The organism is Microbacterium gallinarum, assembly GCF_014837165.1.
GTDB classification, from domain to species: domain Bacteria; phylum Actinomycetota; class Actinomycetes; order Actinomycetales; family Microbacteriaceae; genus Microbacterium; species Microbacterium gallinarum.
On record NZ_JACSPM010000007.1, the window covers coordinates 72,953 to 90,514 of the forward strand.

17 protein-coding genes and 1 tRNA gene are annotated in these 17,562 nt (G+C 70.9%); 5 read left to right on the forward strand and 13 right to left on the reverse strand.

Translation table 11 applies throughout. The features are described from left to right. Positions 1-36 precede the first annotated feature (36 nt). From H9622_RS15315 to H9622_RS15325, 3 genes are all read right to left on the reverse strand, one after another. Entirely contained in the window at positions 37-1,392 is a 1,356-nt protein-coding gene (locus H9622_RS15315) for a PhoH family protein (RefSeq protein ID WP_191767286.1), read from the reverse strand. 204 nt (positions 1,393-1,596) lie between these two features. Continuing rightward, the gene (locus H9622_RS15320; protein ID WP_191767287.1) at positions 1,597-2,718 is read right to left on the reverse strand and encodes an aminotransferase class V-fold PLP-dependent enzyme; all 1,122 of its coding nucleotides are present in this window, start codon (positions 2,716-2,718) and stop codon (positions 1,597-1,599) included. A gap of 55 nt (positions 2,719-2,773) precedes the next feature. After that, positions 2,774-3,559 (reverse strand): isoprenyl transferase, encoded by a 786-nt coding sequence (locus H9622_RS15325; RefSeq protein ID WP_191767288.1) that lies wholly within the window; start codon positions 3,557-3,559, stop codon positions 2,774-2,776. A gap of 112 nt (positions 3,560-3,671) precedes the next feature. Here H9622_RS15325 and trhA point away from each other — a divergent pair, with 112 nt between their 5' ends. Further along, the gene (trhA, locus tag H9622_RS15330; protein WP_191767289.1) at positions 3,672-4,415 is read left to right on the forward strand and encodes a PAQR family membrane homeostasis protein TrhA; all 744 of its coding nucleotides are present in this window, start codon (positions 3,672-3,674) and stop codon (positions 4,413-4,415) included. 55 nt (positions 4,416-4,470) lie between these two features. On the opposite strand, the gene H9622_RS15335 is transcribed toward trhA, so the two are convergent. Then, the gene (locus tag H9622_RS15335; protein ID WP_191767290.1) at positions 4,471-4,776 is read right to left on the reverse strand and encodes a hypothetical protein; all 306 of its coding nucleotides are present in this window, start codon (positions 4,774-4,776) and stop codon (positions 4,471-4,473) included. A 104-nt stretch (positions 4,777-4,880) separates the two neighbouring features. On the opposite strand from H9622_RS15335, the gene H9622_RS15340 reads away from it, so the two are divergent. Then, entirely contained in the window at positions 4,881-5,273 is a 393-nt protein-coding gene (locus H9622_RS15340) for a DUF4307 domain-containing protein (RefSeq protein ID WP_191767291.1), read from the forward strand. A gap of 89 nt (positions 5,274-5,362) precedes the next feature. Then, positions 5,363-5,854 (forward strand): transcription elongation factor GreA, encoded by a 492-nt coding sequence (gene greA, locus H9622_RS15345; protein ID WP_191767292.1) that lies wholly within the window; start codon positions 5,363-5,365, stop codon positions 5,852-5,854. A gap of 12 nt (positions 5,855-5,866) precedes the next feature. On the opposite strand, the gene ilvA is transcribed toward greA, so the two are convergent. Both ilvA and H9622_RS15355 read right to left on the reverse strand, forming a co-directional pair. Beyond that, entirely contained in the window at positions 5,867-7,123 is a 1,257-nt protein-coding gene (gene ilvA / locus H9622_RS15350) for a threonine ammonia-lyase (RefSeq protein WP_404802880.1), read from the reverse strand. Beyond that, entirely contained in the window at positions 7,120-8,310 is a 1,191-nt protein-coding gene (locus tag H9622_RS15355; RefSeq protein ID WP_191767293.1) for an AI-2E family transporter, read from the reverse strand. The genes ilvA and H9622_RS15355 overlap by 4 nt, the downstream gene beginning before the upstream one ends. Positions 8,311-8,413: 103 nt before the next feature. On the opposite strand from H9622_RS15355, the gene H9622_RS15360 reads away from it, so the two are divergent. Together H9622_RS15360 and H9622_RS15365 are read left to right on the forward strand one after the other, a co-directional pair. Next, a complete protein-coding gene (locus H9622_RS15360; protein ID WP_318247144.1) occupies positions 8,414-9,691 on the forward strand; it encodes a winged helix-turn-helix domain-containing protein in 1,278 nt (425 codons plus the stop codon). Between the two features lie 9 nt (positions 9,692-9,700). Then, on the forward strand, positions 9,701-10,636 hold the full coding sequence (locus H9622_RS15365) for a hypothetical protein (RefSeq protein ID WP_191767295.1): 936 nt from the start codon (positions 9,701-9,703) through the stop codon (positions 10,634-10,636). Here the strand turns inward: H9622_RS15365 and H9622_RS15370 are convergent, their stop codons facing one another. The 7 genes from H9622_RS15370 to H9622_RS15400 all read right to left on the reverse strand — a co-directional run bounded on the left by H9622_RS15370 (position 10,637) and on the right by H9622_RS15400 (position 17,542). Further along, complete coding sequence (locus H9622_RS15370; RefSeq protein ID WP_191767296.1) at positions 10,637-11,734, reverse strand: DNA glycosylase AlkZ-like family protein; 1,098 nt, start codon at positions 11,732-11,734, stop codon at positions 10,637-10,639. A gap of 140 nt (positions 11,735-11,874) precedes the next feature. Continuing rightward, positions 11,875-12,444 (reverse strand): LemA family protein, encoded by a 570-nt coding sequence (locus H9622_RS15375; protein ID WP_191767297.1) that lies wholly within the window; start codon positions 12,442-12,444, stop codon positions 11,875-11,877. A gap of 83 nt (positions 12,445-12,527) precedes the next feature. Continuing rightward, complete coding sequence (locus H9622_RS15380; RefSeq protein ID WP_191767298.1) at positions 12,528-13,841, reverse strand: D-arabinono-1,4-lactone oxidase; 1,314 nt, start codon at positions 13,839-13,841, stop codon at positions 12,528-12,530. After that, positions 13,838-15,067 (reverse strand): amino acid deaminase/aldolase, encoded by a 1,230-nt coding sequence (locus H9622_RS15385; protein ID WP_191767299.1) that lies wholly within the window; start codon positions 15,065-15,067, stop codon positions 13,838-13,840. The genes H9622_RS15380 and H9622_RS15385 overlap by 4 nt, the downstream gene beginning before the upstream one ends. Positions 15,068-15,103: 36 nt before the next feature. Continuing rightward, positions 15,104-15,946, reverse strand: coding sequence for a serine hydrolase (locus tag H9622_RS15390; protein WP_225222188.1), 843 nt, complete (start codon positions 15,944-15,946; stop codon positions 15,104-15,106). 16 nt (positions 15,947-15,962) lie between these two features. Further along, a tRNA-Leu gene (locus H9622_RS15395) sits at positions 15,963-16,036 on the reverse strand. Positions 16,037-16,090: 54 nt separating this feature from the next. Further along, positions 16,091-17,542, reverse strand: coding sequence for an NAD(P)/FAD-dependent oxidoreductase (locus H9622_RS15400; protein ID WP_191767333.1), 1,452 nt, complete (start codon positions 17,540-17,542; stop codon positions 16,091-16,093). Positions 17,543-17,562: the final 20 nt, after the last annotated feature.

The window sequence follows — 17,562 nt, forward strand, 5'->3', positions numbered from 1 at the left end:
GGGCCGGGATGCAGCATCCCGGCCCCTTCTGAATCGTCAGGCGAGTTCGCCCGCTTCGAGCAGGTCGGTCACCAGGGCCGCGATGGCCGAGCGCTCCGACCGCACGAGGGTGACGTGGCCGAACAGGCCGTGCCCCTTCAGCGTCTCGATGACCGATGCGACGCCGTCATGGCGGCCGACACGGAGGTTGTCGCGCTGTCCGACGTCGTGGGTGAGCACGACCCGCGAGTTCTGGCCGATGCGGCTGAGGACGGTGAGCAGCACGTTGCGCTCGAGCGACTGCGCCTCGTCGACGATCACGAACGCGTCGTGCAGCGACCGCCCGCGGATGTGCGTGAGCGGAAGCACCTCGAGCAGCCCGCGCTCGACGACCTCCTCCAGCACGTTCGACGAGACGACCGAGCCGAGGGTGTCGAAGACCGCCTGGCCCCACGGGTTCATCTTCTCCTGCTGGTCGCCGGGCAGGTAGCCGAGCTCCTGCCCGCCCACCGCGAACAGCGGGCGGAAGACGATGATCTTGCGTTGCTGCTGCCGCTCGAGCACCGCCTCGAGCCCCGCGCACAGGGCGAGGGCCGACTTGCCGGTGCCGGCGCGACCGCCGAGCGAGACGATCCCCACCTCGGGATCGGTCAGCAGATCGATGGCGATGCGCTGCTCGGCCGAGCGGCCGTGCAGGCCGAAGACCTCGCGATCGCCGCGCACCAGCTTGTACGCACCCGCGCCGGTGACCCGGCCGAGCGCCGATCCGCGCTCGGAGTGGATGATGAGGCCGGTGTTGACGGGCAGTCCGCGGACCTCGTCGCTGCTGGCGACCTCGCTCTCGTACAGGTCGCTGATGTCGTCGCCCGAGACGTCGATCGTCGCGATGCCGGTCCAGCCCGAGTCCACCGCCTGCTCGGCGAGGTACTCCTCGGCGATCACGCCGAGCGAGGCGGCCTTGACCCGCATCGGGAGGTCCTTCGAGACGACGGTCACCTCCTGCCCGTCGGACGCGAGGTGCATCGCGACGGCGAGGATGCGGCTGTCGTTGTCTCCGAGGCGCATGCCCGAGGGGAGGACGCCGGCGTCGGTGTTGTTGAGCTCCACGCGCAGCGTGCCGCCCTCGCCGACCGGAACGGGGAAGTCGAGGCGGCCGTGCTCGACGCGGAGCTCGTCGAGGTGCCGGAGCGCCTGGCGCGCGAAGTAGCCGATCTCGGGATCGTGCCGCTTGCCCTCGAGCTCGGTGATCACCACCACGGGGATCACGACGTTGTGCTCGGCGAAGCGGAAGAACGCCCGCGGATCGCTCAGCAGCACGGAGGTGTCGAGCACGTAGGTGCGGAGATCCTGTTCCAGATCCGCGGCCTGTGCGACGTCCTGACGGTGCTGCTCGTGTGGTGCTCGTGTGGTCACAACCCACTCCCGCCCCGGGTGGAGAACCCGGCAGTCACGAGTCGACCATGGGTCACGAGTCGTGGTCCGAAAGGCCGACTCGAACGGGCGCCTTGCCCGATGTGATGAACGTACGTCCGCGCCATGGCTCGACCCGTGCACGACACGCGCACGAACGTGTCGAGCAGGTTAATTCCCGGGATGCCGCACCCGCGGCATCCGGGATCACCAGACGCGTGCGGACGAGAACGCGGCCAGCGCGTCGCCGAACAGTCTCAGCGTGTCGGCGCCGGTGCCGACGTGCGGCGAGACGCGGACGAGCCCGGAGCGCACCGTGACGGTGAGTCCATGGTTGGCGAGCGACGCCGCGAGCGGAGCGGCATCCTGCGGCGCGGGCGCCAGCGTGACGATCCCGCCGCGGCGCTCGGGCTCGCGCGGCGTGACGACGGGAACCTCGTAGCGGTCGGCGTAGTACATCACGGTGCGCGTGCGTTCCGCGAGCTCGGCCTCGACGGTCGCGACGCCGACGTCGGTCAGCTCCTGCAGCGACGTGGCGAGGCGGGCCGCCGCCAGCGTGTCGATGCCGCTGACGCTGAAGGCCTGGGCGGAGGCCGAGGGCGCGGGCACGACGTCGAGCGGCAGGCCGCCGTCGACCCCCGCGAACCCCGAGAGGACCGGCGCGATGCGCTCGAGCGCCCGCTCGCCGAACCAGGCGAAGCCGGTGCCGCGCCCGGCGCGCAGCCACTTGTACCCGTTGGAGCAGACGACGTCGGCCGCCGTGTAGTCGGCGTCGATCGCGCCGAAGCCCTGGATCGCGTCGACGATGAGCAGCCGGTCGCCGAGGACGTCGCGGAGGGCGGACAGATCGGCGCGATAGCCGGTGCGGAAGTCGATGAGGCTCACGGCGAGCGCGCGCGTGTCGTCGGTGAGCGACGAGCGCACGAGGTCGGGCGTGATGTAGCCGTCGACGGGCTCGAGCCATTGCACGTCGATCGAGCCGAGGGATGCCGCGGCCCGCGTCGCGGCGACGGTGAGGCTCGGGAACTCGCCGCGTCCGACCATGAGACCGCCGGCGAGGCCGTAGATGGCCTGCATCAGGCCGTAGGTGGTCGACGGCTGCAGGACCACCTGAGAGGCATCCGTGCCGATCAGACCCGCGACGAGGTCCCGTGCCTCGCGGGCGTGGTCGTTCACGAGCTGGATGCTGGTGCGGCGCCCCGAGCCCAGGAGCTCGGTGTCGGCCTGCGCTTCCGCGCGCACGACCGGAGAGAGCGGTCCGAACGCAGCCCAGTCGAGATACCCCGGTTCCCCATCGAACGACGCCAGATACGTATCCAGATCCGTCACTGACACATCATGGCACGCGGTGCGCGAACGCGGGGGTCGTGCCGGTGCGGGCGGATCAGCTGCCGTACCGCCGATCGCGGCTGGAGTAGTCGCGGATGGCGCGCAGGAAGTCGACCTCGCGGAGGTCGGGGCCGAGCGCCTCGACGAAGTAGAACTCGGAGTGCGCCGACTGCCACAGCAGGAAGTCGCTCAGCCGCTGCTCGCCCGAGGTGCGGATGACGAGGTCGGGGTCGGGCTGACCGCCGGTGTAGAGGTGCTCGCCGATCTGCTCCGGCGTGAGGCTCGCCGCGAGCTCCTCGAGCGAGCCGCCCTCCTCGTCGTGCTGGGCGATGATGCTGCGCACGGCGTCGACGATCTCGCCGCGGCCGCCGTACCCGACGGCGAGGTTGACGTGGAGGCCGGTGTGGTCCTTCGTGCGCTCTTCGGCCTCGGCGAGCACGCGGGCGAGCTCGGGAGGGAGGAGGTCCAGGCGCCCGACGGGCTGGACACGCCAGTCGGGCTCGAGCGACAGCTCGTGCGCGAGCTCGGCGATGATCTCGATGAGATCGGCGAGCTCGCGCGAGTCGCGCTTGCGCAGGTTGTCGGTCGACAGCAGATACAGCGATACGACCTTGACGCCGACATCGTCGCACCACCCGAGGAACTCGTGCATCTTCGCGGCGCCGGCGCGGTGGCCGTGGGCGGCGGAGTCGAAGCCGAGCTGCTTCGCCCAGCGGCGGTTGCCGTCGATCATCATGGCGACGTGACGCGGCACCGAGCCGGGCTCGAGGCGGCGGCGCAGGCGGTTGATGTAGAGACGGTAGAGAGGCCCCCTGCCCTCGTTCGACCCTGTGCGCGCCACACGCCTACGCTACCTTCCACCCGGACGCCGCCCTAGCGTGGCACTCGGTGCCGGGCGCTGCGAGACCGCCTATGTTCCACTCACGGCATGCCGCGCGGCCTAGTCTTGATGGATGAGCCGTCGCAGCCGCCTCCCCCGTGGCCCGGAGGTCCCCGAGCTTCCCCTGATGGACGCCGCGGCCGTCGACGCCGCCAACCCCGAGATCAAGCCCTCCTGGCGCGGCTGGATCCACGCCGCCACCTTCCCTGTCGCCATCGTCGCGGGCATCATCCTCATCACGGTCGCCCAGGGCGGTCCGGCGAAGTGGGCATGCGCGGTCTTCATGGCGACCTCGCTGCTGCTGTTCGGCAACTCCGCGCTCTACCACCGCTTCAACTGGAGCCCGACGACCAAGGCCGTCCTCAAGCGCATCGACCACGCGAACATCGTGCTGCTCATCGCAGGCACGTACGCGCCGATCGCCGTGCTCGCCCTCCCGCCCCAGCAGGGCACGATCCTGCTGATCGTCGTGTGGTCAGGGGCCCTGCTGGGCATCCTGTTCCGTGTGTTCTGGATCAACGCTCCGCGCTGGCTGTACGTCGCGCTCTACCTCGCGCTCGGCTGGGCTGCGGTGATGTACCTGCCCGACCTGCTGCGCGCCAACGTGACGATGATGATCCTCGTCGCCGTCGGCGGCCTGCTCTACACCGGCGGCGCCGTGGTGTACGCGATGAAGCGCCCGAACCCGTGGCCGGGGCACTTCGGCTTCCACGAGATCTTCCACGTGTGCACGGTCCTGGCGTTCCTCTGCCACTGGGCGGCGTGCCTCATCATCGCCGTCGACCCGTTCTCGCCGTCGCTCGGGCTGTCCGGCTGACCCGAGCGGGCCGGGGCGCGGCATCCCGAACCGATCAGGCGGTGGGATGCGGCACTCAGCGCTGCGCGTCGCCGGTGGGCTCGTCGGGGTCGACGCCCGCGTCGTCGGTCTCGGTCGACTCGACCGCACGGTCCGCCTGACGCTCGGCCTCGAGTTCGTCGAGGAGGTCGGCCCGCACGCGACCGCGTCGGATGCGACGGATCATGTCCCAGACCAGCACGATCGTGATGACCGCCACGAAGGCCGTGATCACGAAGCCCCACGCACCCGGCGTCACCTTGGCGGGGTCGATCATCGTCGGCGTCGGCGTCGGGGTCGCTGTCGCCGCCGCGAACGCGAGTGCGGCGAGTGCGTCGTGCATGGGGAATTCCTCGTTCTGCCCGGATCGGGCGGTGCGGGTGGCCACGGCCGCGCTCGGAAGCGCATAGCCTGGAACTCCAGCCTAATCTTCCCGACGGACCGGCCATGACGACACAGCAGATGCTCGACGAGCGCTACGGGCGCACGCGCTCCCCCGCGCGGCGCTGGATCGTCGGTGCGGGGATCGCCGTGGCGGTCGTCCTGGTCGCACTCTTCGGCTGGATGACCGTGTCGGGGTCGCTCGACGCCGTCGACTCCGATGCGACCGGGTTCGAGGTCGTCGACGCGCACTCGGTGGTGCTGAGCTTCCAGATCACCGCTCCCCCCGGACGCTCGGTCGCCTGCGCGATCGAGGCACAGGACCAGGAGCACGGCGTCGTGGGGTGGCGCGTGGTCGAGATCCCGGCCGGCGAGAGCCACTCCCAGGCACTGCGCGAGGTCATCCCCACGACGGCCGAGGCGACGACAGGTTTTGTCAACTCCTGCTGGGTGACGTAGTCTGGGCCGACCGCAGTCGATACGCGCCCTGGCCGAGAGCCGGGGCGTTTGACATATCGACCGTCCCCCGCAGACCGAAGGAGTCAGACGTGTCCAGCGATGCCCCGGTGACCTTCCTCACGCAGGATGCCTACGACCGGCTCGCCGCCGAACTCGAGCACCTCTCGACCACCGGCCGGGAGGAGATCGCGAAGCGCATCGAAGCCGCGCGCGAGGAGGGCGACCTCAAGGAGAACGGCGGCTATCACGCGGCGAAGGACGAGCAGGGCAAGCAGGAGGCGCGCATCCGCACGCTCCAGCATCTGCTGAAGACCGCGACCGTGTCGGAGGCCCCGCAGTCGACCGGCGTCGTCGAGCCCGGTACCGTCATCACGGCCATCGTCGCCGGCGGCGAAGAGGTCTTCCTGCTCGGCAACCGCGAGATCGCGGTGGGGTCCGAGCTCGACGTGTACAGCGAGGCCTCTCCGCTCGGAGCCGCGATCCTCGGGCGCAAGGAAGGCGAGAAGACGTCGTACACGGCACCCAACGGCCGCGAGATCGCCGTCGAGATCGTCAAGGTCGAGACGTACGCCGGCCAGTAGCCGCCCGGCCGGTCAGTCCGGCATGACGGTCGGGAGATAGCCGGCCTGCTCGAGCACCGAGATCACGTGGGCTCGGTGCTCCTCGCCGCGCGTCTCGACACTCAGCTGCAGGATGACCTCGCTGATCTGCAGTCCCTGCCCGTGGCGGGTGTGCAGAACCTCGATCACGTTGGCGCCCGCCTGCGCGAGCAGCTCCGAGACACGGGCGAGCTGACCCGGGCGGTCGGGCAGCGGGATCTGCAGCGTCATGTAGCGACCCGAGGCCGACAGCCCGTGGGCGACGACCCGCTGCAGCAGCAGGGGGTCGATGTTGCCGCCCGACAGCACGCTGACGACGGGTCCGGCAGCCTGCACCTTCCCGGCGAGGATCGCGGCGACGCCGACTGCGCCGGCGGGCTCGACGACCTGCTTCGCCCGCTCCAGCAGCACCAGGAGGGCACGCGCGATGTCGTCCTCCGTGACCGTGACGACGTCGTCGACGAGGTCGCGGATGATCGCGAACGGCAGGTCGCCCGGGCGGGCGACGGCGATGCCGTCGGCGATCGTCGGGCGGGTGGCGACCTCGACCGGATGCCCCGCCGCGAGCGACTGCGGATAGGCCGCCGAGTTCTCGGCCTGGACGCCGATCACCCGCAGCGTGCGTCCCTCTGCGGCGGCGCGGGCCTTGACGGCTGCCGCGACGCCGGCGATGAGGCCGCCGCCGCCGATTCCCAGCACGATCGTGTCGAGGTCGGGGAGTTCGTCCATGAGCTCGAGCCCCAGCGTGCCCTGGCCTGCGATCACGTCGGGGTGGTCGAACGGGTGGATGAACACCGCGCCGGTGCGCTCGGCGAACTCCGCGGCCAGGCGCAGCGGCGTCTCGACGGTGGCTCCCTCGAGCACGACGTCCGCCCCGTAGCCGCGGGTGGCGAGCAGCTTGGGCACGGGAACGCCCAGCGGCATGAAGATCGTCGCGGAGATGCCGAGCGACTTCGCGGCGAGCGCGACGCCCTGCGCGTGGTTGCCCGCGGAGGCTGCGACGACACCGCGCGCACGCTCCTTCTCGGTCAGACGCGACAGGCGATAGGTCGCGCCGCGGATCTTGAACGAGCCGGTGCGCTGCAGGTTCTCGAGCTTCAGGTGCACCGGAACGCCCATGAGCTCGGAGAGGTGCAGCGACTCGTCGAGCGGCGTATGCGTGATCACGCCGTCGAGCGTGGCCGCGGCATCCGCGAAGTCGGCGAGGGTCGGTGCGGCCAGGTGGCGCGCAGCGGGCGAGGTCGTGCTCACGTAGGTCTCCTGCTCGGGCGCGGGACGGTGCTCCAGATGAGATCGCCCGTGGGTCTGACACCCGTCTCCCACGATCGCTGGCCGATGTACACCGCCACGACGTTCACGAACGCTGCGAGGGGCACCGCGAACAGTGCGCCGGGGATGCCGGCGATCATGGCGCCGCCGGCCACGACGAGGACGACGGCGAGCGGGTGGACCTTGACGGCCGAGCCCATCAGAAGGGGCTGAAGCACATGGCCCTCGAGCTGCTGGACGCCGAGCACGACGATCAGCATCCACAGGGCGATCCAGGGACCGTTGTAGACGAGGGCGAGGAAGACGGCGATGGCGCCCGTGACGACGGCACCGACGATCGGCACGAACGCGCCGAGGAAGACGAGGACGGCGACCGGGATCGCCAGCGGAACGCCGAGGAGGAACGCGCCCAAGCCGATGCCGACCGCATCGATCGTGGCGACGAGGAGCTGCGTGCGGGCGTAGTTGACGACCGTCACCCAGCCCGCACGTCCGGCGCCGTCGGCGGCGGGGCGCGCCTTGCGCGGGAAGAGCCGCAGCGTCCATCGCCAGATGCCGGCGCCGTCGGCGAGCAGGCAAAGCAGGATGAAGAACGCCAGGATGCCGCCCGTGAGCACGTGGCCCAGCGTGCTGCCGAGGGCGAGCGCGCCCGACCACACCAGCTCGGCCTGCTCCTGGAGGAAGCCCCACCCCTGTGCGAGCAGGTCGTCGATCTGCTCCTCGGTGAGGTGCATCGGCCCCTGGACCAGGTAGGTGCGGAAGTTGTCGACGGCCTCGACGGTGCTCGCCTGCACATCCGACCACTGACGGGTGATCTGCCAGGCGACCAGCCACAGCAGGCCGCCGACGACGGCGAGGGTGCCGACCACCGAGATCACGATCGCAAGCCATCGAGGCACTCGATGCCGCAGCATCCACGTGAAGACCGGCCACAGCAGTGCGGTCACGAGGATGCCGACCAGGAGCGGGATCACCAGCAGCTTCAGCTGGATGACGAGCCACACGGCGACGCCGATGGCGGCGGCGACGACGAGGAAGCGCCACGAGTAGGCCGTCGCGATGCGCAGACCGCGCGGGATCGTGCCCGACAGCTCGGTCGAGACGACCCTGTTCCGGTCGCGGAACGCGTCGAACAGCGAGCCGCGTGGCTTGTCGTCGGAGCCGCTCATTCCGCCAGTCTAGGCGCGTCGCATGCCGCGCGAGTCATGTGCCCGCAGGGTGCGCGAGGGTGTGCCGGCACCTGTGTCCGGGGTCCTGGCTAGGCTTTCGCGCGTGAAGTCGACCCTCAGTGCCGCGGAGGCGCGCCGTATCGCCCTGGCGGCCCAGGGCTTCGCGCGGCCGCTCCCGGCGGTCGCGGGAACGCGGCAGCTCAACCTCGCGCTGGCGCGCATGGCGACGCTGCAGATCGACTCGGTGAACGTCTTCGCACGCTCGCACTACATGCCGCTCTTCTCTCGACTGGGCCCCTATGATCCCGCGGCGCTCGACCGCCTGCTCTTCGCCCGGCGCCCGCCGTACGTGGAGTACTGGGCGCACGTCGCGGCCTTCATCCCGGCGGCCGACTGGTCGCTGTTCCGCTTCCGCATGGAGGATCTGAGGGCCAAGTACGGCACGAAGGCCGACGGCTGGTTCCAGACCCACCGTCAGACGGTGGACTGGGTGCGCGCCGAGCTGGTCGACCGCGGCCCTCTCCGCCCGGCGCAGATCGAGCGCGACGCGCCGACGGGTGCCCGCGGTCAGTGGTGGGACTGGGACGACGTGAAGAACGCGCTGGAGTACCTGTTCATGTTCGGCGAGGTCGCGATCGCCGGTAGGCGCGGTTTCGAGCGCCGGTACGGTCTGGCGGCCGATGTCATCCCCGCCGACGTGCTCGCGGCGCCCGTCCCGCGCGACGACGCGATCCGCGAACTCGTGCGTCGCGCGGCGGCCGCCTACGGCGTGGCGACGGCCGCCGACCTCGCCGACTACTGGCGGATCGCCGACCGCCCCGCGATCCTGGGCGCGATCGCCGATCTCACAGACACGGGCGAGCTGCTGCCGGTGACCGTCGAGGGGTGGACGACCGCCGGAAGACCGGCCAAGGCGTGGGTGCACCGCGACGCCGCCCTCCCCCGTCGCGGCGACGCGACGGCGCTGCTGACGCCCTTCGATCCCGTGGTGTGGTTCCGCGACCGCGCCGAGCGCCTGTTCGGCTTCGAGTACCGCATCGAGATCTACACACCCGCGCCGAAGCGGCGGTACGGCTACTACTCGCTGCCGCTCCTCGTCGGCGACGACCTCGTCGGGCGGATCGACCTCAAAGCCGATCGAGCAGCATCGACCCTGCGCGTGCAGTCGGCATGGTGGGAGCACGGAAGACCGACGGATGCCGCGGCCCGCGTCGCCGACGAGCTCAGGGCAGCCGCACGCTGGCAGTCGCTGGAGCACATCTCGATCTCGCGGTGGGGCGACGCCGTCGACGACCTCGCCGACGTGATGCCCGAGGCAGAGCGCCACGTCACGGGGCCCGCCGAGCCTGTCGCGCTCGCCGCCGACGAGCCCGCGGGCTAGCGTGGAGAGGTGAAACGCGCAGCGGTCGTCGGCATCGTCGGCGGCGTCGCGGCACTCGCGCTCGCGGCGGCCGGGGTGTGGTGGTTCACCAGCCGCCCGCCCACGGCTCAGGCCGCCGCCGAGTCCTACCTGCGCGCCCTCGAGACGGGCGACGTCGCGGCGATCGCCGGCCTGCGTGACGACGATCTCGGCGCGGACGCGCAGTCCCTCGTCGAGGAGGCCTTCGCCGGTGCGGCCTCCTACGTCTCCGACGCGGAGATCCTCGAGGTGCGTGCCGGCGACGACGGCGTGGCCGCAGTGCAGGCGGAAGGGCTGCTCGGCGGCGAGCGGCACACGCTCAGCTTCACGATGCGCGACACCGGCGACGGGTGGAAGCTCACCGGCGACCACCTCGGTGTGCTCCAGGCGGAGACGATGCTCACCTCCGTGCCCGCCGGCGACGCGATCTGGGTGGGTGGGGCGCTCGCCCCCGCAGCGACGGAGCTGATGCTCCTGCCTGCCGTGTACGACGTGCAGGCGGCACCGCGCGGCATCCTGGCAGGAACGGCGACGGCGGCCGTGAGCACCGATGCGCCGGTCGCCGTCACGATCGACGCCGTGCTCTCCCCCGAGGCGACCGCGCTCGCGCAGGCGCAGGTCGATGCATACGCGGATGCGTGTGCGGCTCTGGCCGCGAGCATCCCCCGCAACTGCGGCCTGCGCGTGCCGTGGGCGGCAGACCTCGCCACCCTCGACTCGATCGCATTCCGCATCGACGAGCATCCGGTCATCGCCCTGCAGGAGGACGCGGCCGGCTTCGACGCGACCGGCGGCGTGATCGTCGCGACCGCGTCCGGCACGACCCACGGCGGCGAGTCTGCGAGCTTCACGTATCGCGCCGACGACTGGGCGCTGCGCGGATCGATTCGCTTCTCGGGCGATGACATGATCCTCGCCGTGCGCTGATCACGCCTCGCGCAGGCCCTGCACCTCGAGGCCGAGCCACTGGGCGAGATCGTGGATCTCACGGTGGACCGCTTCGGTCGTCAGGGCGTCGAACGGGGTGTCTTCGTGCACGGCGAAGACCCGCAGCACACCGGCCTTGCGGTCGGCCTTGGCGTCGAGTTTGCCGACGAACCGGTCACCGTGGAGGATCGGCAGGGCGAAGTAGCCCCAGCGCCGCTTCGCCGCCGGCTTGTACATCTCGAGCAGGTACTCGTACCCGAAGATCTCCTCCAGCCGCTTCCGGTCGAACACGAGCCGGTCGAACGGCGACAGGAGCGCCGTGCGAGGCACGAAGTCGTCGACTGCGGCGAGGGCCTCGGGATCGAGTCGCCACGTGCCCGCGGTGTCGTCGATCACGGCTTCTTCGCCGACCCCGCCGACGTCGATCGGCTCGATCGGCTGCGACAGGCTCTTCGCGCGCGCGACGCCGTACGAAGTGAGGCGTCGCTCCGCACGCTCCCGTGCTGCGTCCTCGGGTGAGACCACCGGAAGATCGGTCGGATACACGCGCTCGGCGAGGTCGAACAGCCGGCCGCCGGAGTCGCGCGACGAGATGGCGACGTCGCCGCGCAGCACGAGCATCTCGAGCAGCTGGAGCGTGTTGCGGTTGTCCGTCCACCCCGACGAGCGCCACGACACCTGCGCGGTGTCGGCGATGTCGGCGGGACGCAGCGGGCCCTCTGCCCGCAGCTTCGCCATCACCTCCCGCCGGAACACGTCGTTGGCAGCCAGCCACTCCCTCGCCTCGCGCGACTGCGGGCGCTTCGCCATCTCGGGTAGCAGCAGCGGCAGGTCGGCCATGGTGCGATAGAAGCCGCCCCATTCGAAGACGGCGCGGTCCTCTTCGACGAGCCGCACGAGATCGGCCGGCTGGTACGGCCAGCCGAGCCGCGACCACAGGATGAGGTCGGCGCTCGGAGCGATCGCCGCAGTGGGCTCGATGTTCACGACGGTCAGCGCGTCGATCGTCTCGACGATGCCGGCGGGCCGGTCCGCTGACAGCAGCTGTGCGCGCACAGCGATGCGCCGTGCCTGCTCGCGCGTCAGCCGGTGGGCCATGGGGAGACGCTAGCGCGGGTCGGGGACGCTCCGCGGCCCGTCCTTGCTGTCTGGATCTCGATACACCGGCGCTTCGCGGCGGCACTCGATCTTGACCCGGCGCGCATCAACGTCGCTTCGCGACATTGATCCGCGCCGCGTCAAAACTGGACCCGCGGCGGTTCGGAGATGGCGGCGCCGTCGACGACCTCGAAGAACTCGCGCTCGTGGAAGCCGAGGTTGCGGGCGAAGAGATTGTTCGGGAAGACCTTGATCTTGGTGTTCAGCTCGCGCACGCCGCCGTTGTAGAACCGGCGCGAGGCCTGGATCTTGTCTTCGGTGTCGACGATCGACTGCTGCAGGTGCAGGAAGTTCTGGCTCGCCTGCAGCTGCGGATATGCCTCGGCGACCGCGAACAGGGACTTGAGCGCCTGCTGCATGTGCCCCTCGGCGACGCCCGCCTCGGCGGGCCCGCCGGCCGAGAGCGTCTCGGCCCTCGCACGGGTGACGTTCTCGAAGACCGCCTTCTCGTGCGCCGCGTAGCCCTTCACCGCCTCGATGAGGTTCGGCAGCAGGTCGGCCCGGCGCTTGAGCTGGACGGTGATGTCGCTCCACGCCTCATCGACCCGCACATTCAGTTGGACGAGCGAGTTGTACGTGGCCCACAGGTAGATCCCGACGATCGCGGCGAGAGCCACAACGATCAGGACCGGGATCAGCCATTCCCACATTGCCGGATACTCCGTTCGAGGTTTCCCTCATCCTAGCGAGGGCGGCCGTTGCCGTCTGTGCCGGTGCCTCGGACTCTCAGCCGTTACTCACCGAGGACGCGCTGGAGGTAGGGGTTGGCGAACACGCGCTCGGGGTCGAGGCGATCGCGCAGCGCCACGAAGTCGACGAAGTGCGGGTAGCGGTCCTTCAGGATCGCGGCATCCAGCGTGTGCATCTTGCCCCAGTGCGGACGGCCGCCGAAGCCCAGCATGATCTGCTCGACGGCCTCGAAGTACTCGGTCGGATCCTCGCGCCAATAGCGGTGGACGGCGATGTAACCCGATGCCCGGCCGTGCGCGGTCGACATCCACCGGTCGTCCGCGGCGGCGAAGCGCACCTCCACGGGGAACGAGATGCGCCAGCCGCGGTCGTCGAGGAGCGCGCGGAGGGCGTCGAACGCCGGTCGCACGTTCTCGACGGGCAGCGCGTATTCCATCTCACGGAACCGGACCGATCGTGAGGTCGCGAAGACGCGGGACGAGACATCCGTGAACTCGCGATCCCCCCACAGCTTCACCGACAGGCGATTGATGGGCGGAATGGTCGCAGGGATCGCCCTCGCGACGCTGCAGGCCACCTGATGCAGCCCGCTGCCGACGAGCGTGTCGTCGACCCACTTGCCCACCGCCGGAAGCGGGTGCCTCGGGGCGCCCTCGGGCAGGCGCGTGTTCGTCTTGGTCATCGCCCGGTCGGTATGCGGGAACCAGTAGAACTCGAAGTGGTCGGCCTCAGCCATGCGCGTGTCGAGCTCGTCGAGCACGACGTCGAGGTCTTCGGGCTGCTCCACGGCGTGCAGGACGAACGCCGGCACGCACTGCACGGTCACGTCGACCAGGATGCCGAGCGCCCCGAGGCCGAGGGCCACCGCCGGGAGCAGCTCGGCGTTCTCGGTGTCGCTGACCACCAGGAGATCGCCGGATGCCGTCACCAGCGTCGCTCCGACGATCTGGGCTGCGATCCCGCCGAAGCGTGCGCCGGTGCCGTGCGTTCCGGTCGAGATGGCGCCCGAGATCGACTGGCGGTCGATGTCCCCCAGGTTCTCCATCGCGAGACCATAGGGTGCGAGGAGCTCGGGGATCTGGTGCAGGCGCGTTCCCGCGTGGAGGGTGACCTGCGACCGGGCGACGTCGATCGCCACAAGGCCGCTCAGGTCGGCGAGGTCGAGGAGCACGCCCGGCGCGACGGCGATGCCCGTGAAGCTGTGACCGGCACCGACCGCCTTGACCGGGAGCTTCTGCCGTGCCGCAGCGGCGACAGCACGCTGCACCGCGTCGGCGGTGCGGGGGAACTCCACTCGGCGCGGGCGCACCGACTCGGAGCGGGCCCAGTTCTGCCACTTGCCGCCTGGACGCGTCACAGGAACGCCTTTCCCTCGCCGCGATAGGTGGGCACCTCGCCGATGAGGCGCTCACCGTCGACGACGTGATACCGATCGACCCGCTCCGCCAGCTCGCCGCTCTTGGAGTGCCGGAACCACACGCGGTCTCCCACGTGCAGATCGCGGGCGGCGTCGCCCCTGAGCGGCGTCTGAACCTCGCCCGCTCCCTCGCGCGGCAGGGTCGTGAGGCCCTGCGGCCACACCGGCAGCGGCTGCCGCGAGGCGACGGGCGGGCCGGAGGCGATCCAGCCGCCGCCGAGCACGGTCGCGACGTCCGGCGCGGGCTTGCGCACGACCTCGAGCGCGAACGCGGCGGCCGGTGCGAGCTCGAACGACCGGTAGCCGTCGAAGAGGTGACCCGCGAGGAGTCCGCTGCCGGCGGTGAGCTCGGTGACGGACTGATCGGATGCGGTGAACTCGAGCGAGCCGGTGCCGCCGCCGTTGACGAACTCGAGCGGGGCGACGTCGCGCAGTGCCGCCACGATCTCGGCTCGGCGCTCGAGCAGCTCGCGGGACGAACGGCGCTGCATCCAGCGGATCATGCCGTCGCCCGACCCGGTGTCGTCGCCCTGGCCGGCGATCTGCGCCTCGTACATCATCAGCCCGACGAGCCGGAAGCCCGGGCGGGCAGCGATGCCGCGGGCGAGTGCGGCGACCTCGCCCGGCTCATGCACGGGTGACCGGAAGACGCCGATGTGGCCGAGGCCGGGAGCCCGCCACGACGCGTCGGCATCGATCGCGACGCGCAGCTCGGGGCGCGCGCCCGGTGCGGCGACGGCGTCGATGAGATCGAGCTGCGCGAGGTCGTCGACCATCAGCGTCACGCGACGCGCTGCGCGCTCGTCTGCCGCGAGGGAGGCGATGGCAGCCCGGTCGGCGGTCGGATACCCCACGACCACGTCGTCGTGCGCCTCGGCGAGCCAGAGCGCCTCCGGAAGGGTGAACGCCAGGATCCCCTGATAGCCCGCCATCGCGAGCGTCGCGTCGATCGCCTCGCGCACGCGCACGGACTTGCTCGCCACGCGGATCGGCACGCCGCCGGCGCGCACGACCATGTCGAGCGCGTTGTACCGGAGCGCCGGCAGGCTGAGCGTCGCGACCGGACCGGAGACATCGCGGACGGCATGCGACAGACCGCCCCAGAAGGACGCGGGTTCCTTCCACGGCTCCGTCGCAGTGGCTGAGGACAGCAGATCGAGGCTCATACGGCCCGCTTCGGGTGCGCGCACATGCGCACCAGCCTAGAGCCCGGGGCGTGCCGGGACCGGACGCCCTGTGGATGTGTCGCGCTCCAGGTCCGACCGCAGGCGCCGTCCGGTCTCGCGCATCGCGTCGAGGACGGTGTCGCGCGCCGACCGGTCTGCACCGGACTCCCACTCGGCGAGGACGGCGTACGCGATCGCGCGGTCCCCGGACCGCACCGCACCCACGTCGGCGCGGACACCGCTGTCGGTGCCGGTCTTGTTCCACAGCACGACTCCGCGGTCGACGTCGCGGTGCGCGAGCGGATCCAGGCCGAACGCCGAGGCGACCATCGACAGATCGGTGCCGAGCGAGAGCCAGTCCCGCACCAGCGCACTCACGTCGGGGGCGACGGCGTCGCCGCAGTCGATCGCCGCGACGAGGGAGGCGAGCTCGGCCGCCGATCCGTGCGAGAGGGCGGGCGGATGCTGCGGCCCGCGCGCATCCCGGACCCGGTCGAGCAGTGCGGTCCGACCCAACCCGAGCGACGCGGCGAGGTCGGCGACGGCATCCAGCCCGACGACGTCGAGCAGCACGTTGGTCGCGAGGTTGTCACTCACTGCGCCGACGAGCTGTGCGGCGTCCGAGGCCGCGAGGGAGGAGGCCTCCATCACGTGCCACAGCCCAGAGTCGGCGACCGTCTCGCCGCCGCGGGCGACGGGAGTCGACGGGTCGAGTGCACCGGTGCGGAAGCGGCGCGACAGCTCGAGCAGCAGCAGCACTTTGCCGATGCTGGCCGTCGACAGGACGCGGTCGGGCCGATGCGCGGCGAGCACCTCGCGCGAACCGGCGTCGAGGACGCAGGCCGACCAGCGCAGGCCGATCGAGGGGTCGTCGGTCAACGCGTCGAGCAGCACGTACCCCCGGTGGGACTCGAACCCACACTGAAGCGATTTTAAGTCGCCTGCCTCTGCCGATTGGGCTACGGGGGCGCCCGCCGGAGCGAACGCCTCCACGCTACCGCCCGGCAGTGCCGGGCACGGGAGTCAGCGGGTGACGGTCGCCTTCTCGGCGGTCGCCTTCTCGGCGGCGGCCTTGTCGGCCGTCACCTTCGCGGGCTGGTCGGCCCTCTTCCCCTGCTCGCGCGGCTCGGCCGGCGGCGTGGCGGCAGGCTGCGGCGGGCGCGGGCGCGCGGCGAACTCCTCGAACACGTAGCGCGGGCTCTGCACCGTCGACAGGTTGACCAGGTCGCGGCGGAGCCAGAGGTTGTTCCACCAGCCCCACAGCACGCGCCACTTGCGCTCCCACGTCGGCATGGCCAGGCCGTGGTAGCCGCGGTGGGCGACCCACGCGATGATGCCCTTGAGGGCGAGGTTGCCCGACTGGAAGACACCGTTGTAGAGGCCGAGGCCGGCCACGGCGCCGAGGTTCTTGTGGAAGTACTCGCGGGGCACCTCTCCGCGGAGGACCGCGACGAGGTTCTTCGCGAGGAGCTTCGCCTGACGCACAGCGTGCTGCGCGTTGGGGACGCAGTAGCCGCCGACACCGCCGCCCGAGAGGTCGGGGACGGCCGAGACGTCGCCTGCCGCCCAGGCGCCCTCGACGATCTCCTCGTCGGAGCCGACGCGCAGGTCGGCGCGGGTGCGGATGCGGCCGCGCTCCTCGATGGGGAGGTCGCCGCCGCGGACGACGGTCGGGTTGGCCATGACGCCCGCGGTCCAGATGATGAGGTCGCTCGGGATCGTCTCGCCGGTGGAGAGCTCGATGTTGCCGTCGACGGCGCCGGTGACCTGCGTGTCGAGGTGCACGTACGCGCCGCGCTTGGCGAGATCCTTCAGCACCCACTCGCTCGTCTTCAGCGACACCTCGGGCATGATGCGGCCCATCGCCTCGATGAGATGGAAGTGCGTGTCGTCGAAGGTGAGCTGCGGGTAGCTCTTGACCAGCGACGAGGCGAGCGAGCGGAGCTCGGCGAACACCTCGATGCCGGCGAAGCCGCCGCCGACCACGACGACCGTCAGCAGGCGGTCGCGCTCGGGGCCGGGGGGCAGGACCGAGGCCTTGTCGAAGTTCGACATCAGGCGGTCGCGGATCGCGACGGCCTCTTCGATCGTCTTGAGGCCGATGGCGTTGTCGGCGATGCCCGGGATCGGGAACGTGCGCGAGACGGCGCCGGCGGTCACGACGATCTGGTCGTATTCGAACTCGTACGGGTCGCCCGCGATCGGCGTGATCGTGGCGACCTTGTTCGCGTGGTTGATGCCGGTGACCTTGGCGGCGACCACGGTGGTCTTCTTGAGGTGACGGCGCAGAGCCACCACCGAGTGGCGGGCCTCGATCGAGCCGGCCGCGACCTCCGGGAGGAACGGCTGGTAGGTCATGTAGGGCAGCGGGTCGACGATCGTCACCTCTGCTTCACCCTTGCGCAGATGCTTCTCGAGCTTCCAGGCCGTGTAGAAGCCTGCGTATCCGCCACCGACGATGAGGATCTTGGGCACGGTGTTGGTCACGTTTGGAG

Coding starts and splice junctions, on each gene's coding strand:
- trhA (WP_191767289.1), top strand. CDS start 3,672: ATGAGCCGTCGCAGCCGCCTCCCCCGTGGCCCGGAGGTCCCCGAGCTT.
- H9622_RS15335 (WP_191767290.1), bottom strand. CDS start 4,776: ATGCACGACGCACTCGCCGCACTCGCGTTCGCGGCGGCGACAGCGACC.
- H9622_RS15340 (WP_191767291.1), top strand. CDS start 4,881: ATGACGACACAGCAGATGCTCGACGAGCGCTACGGGCGCACGCGCTCC.
- H9622_RS15355 (WP_191767293.1), bottom strand. CDS start 8,310: ATGAGCGGCTCCGACGACAAGCCACGCGGCTCGCTGTTCGACGCGTTC.
- H9622_RS15370 (WP_191767296.1), bottom strand. CDS start 11,734: ATGGCCCACCGGCTGACGCGCGAGCAGGCACGGCGCATCGCTGTGCGC.
- H9622_RS15375 (WP_191767297.1), bottom strand. CDS start 12,444: ATGTGGGAATGGCTGATCCCGGTCCTGATCGTTGTGGCTCTCGCCGCG.
- H9622_RS15385 (WP_191767299.1), bottom strand. CDS start 15,067: ATGAGCCTCGATCTGCTGTCCTCAGCCACTGCGACGGAGCCGTGGAAG.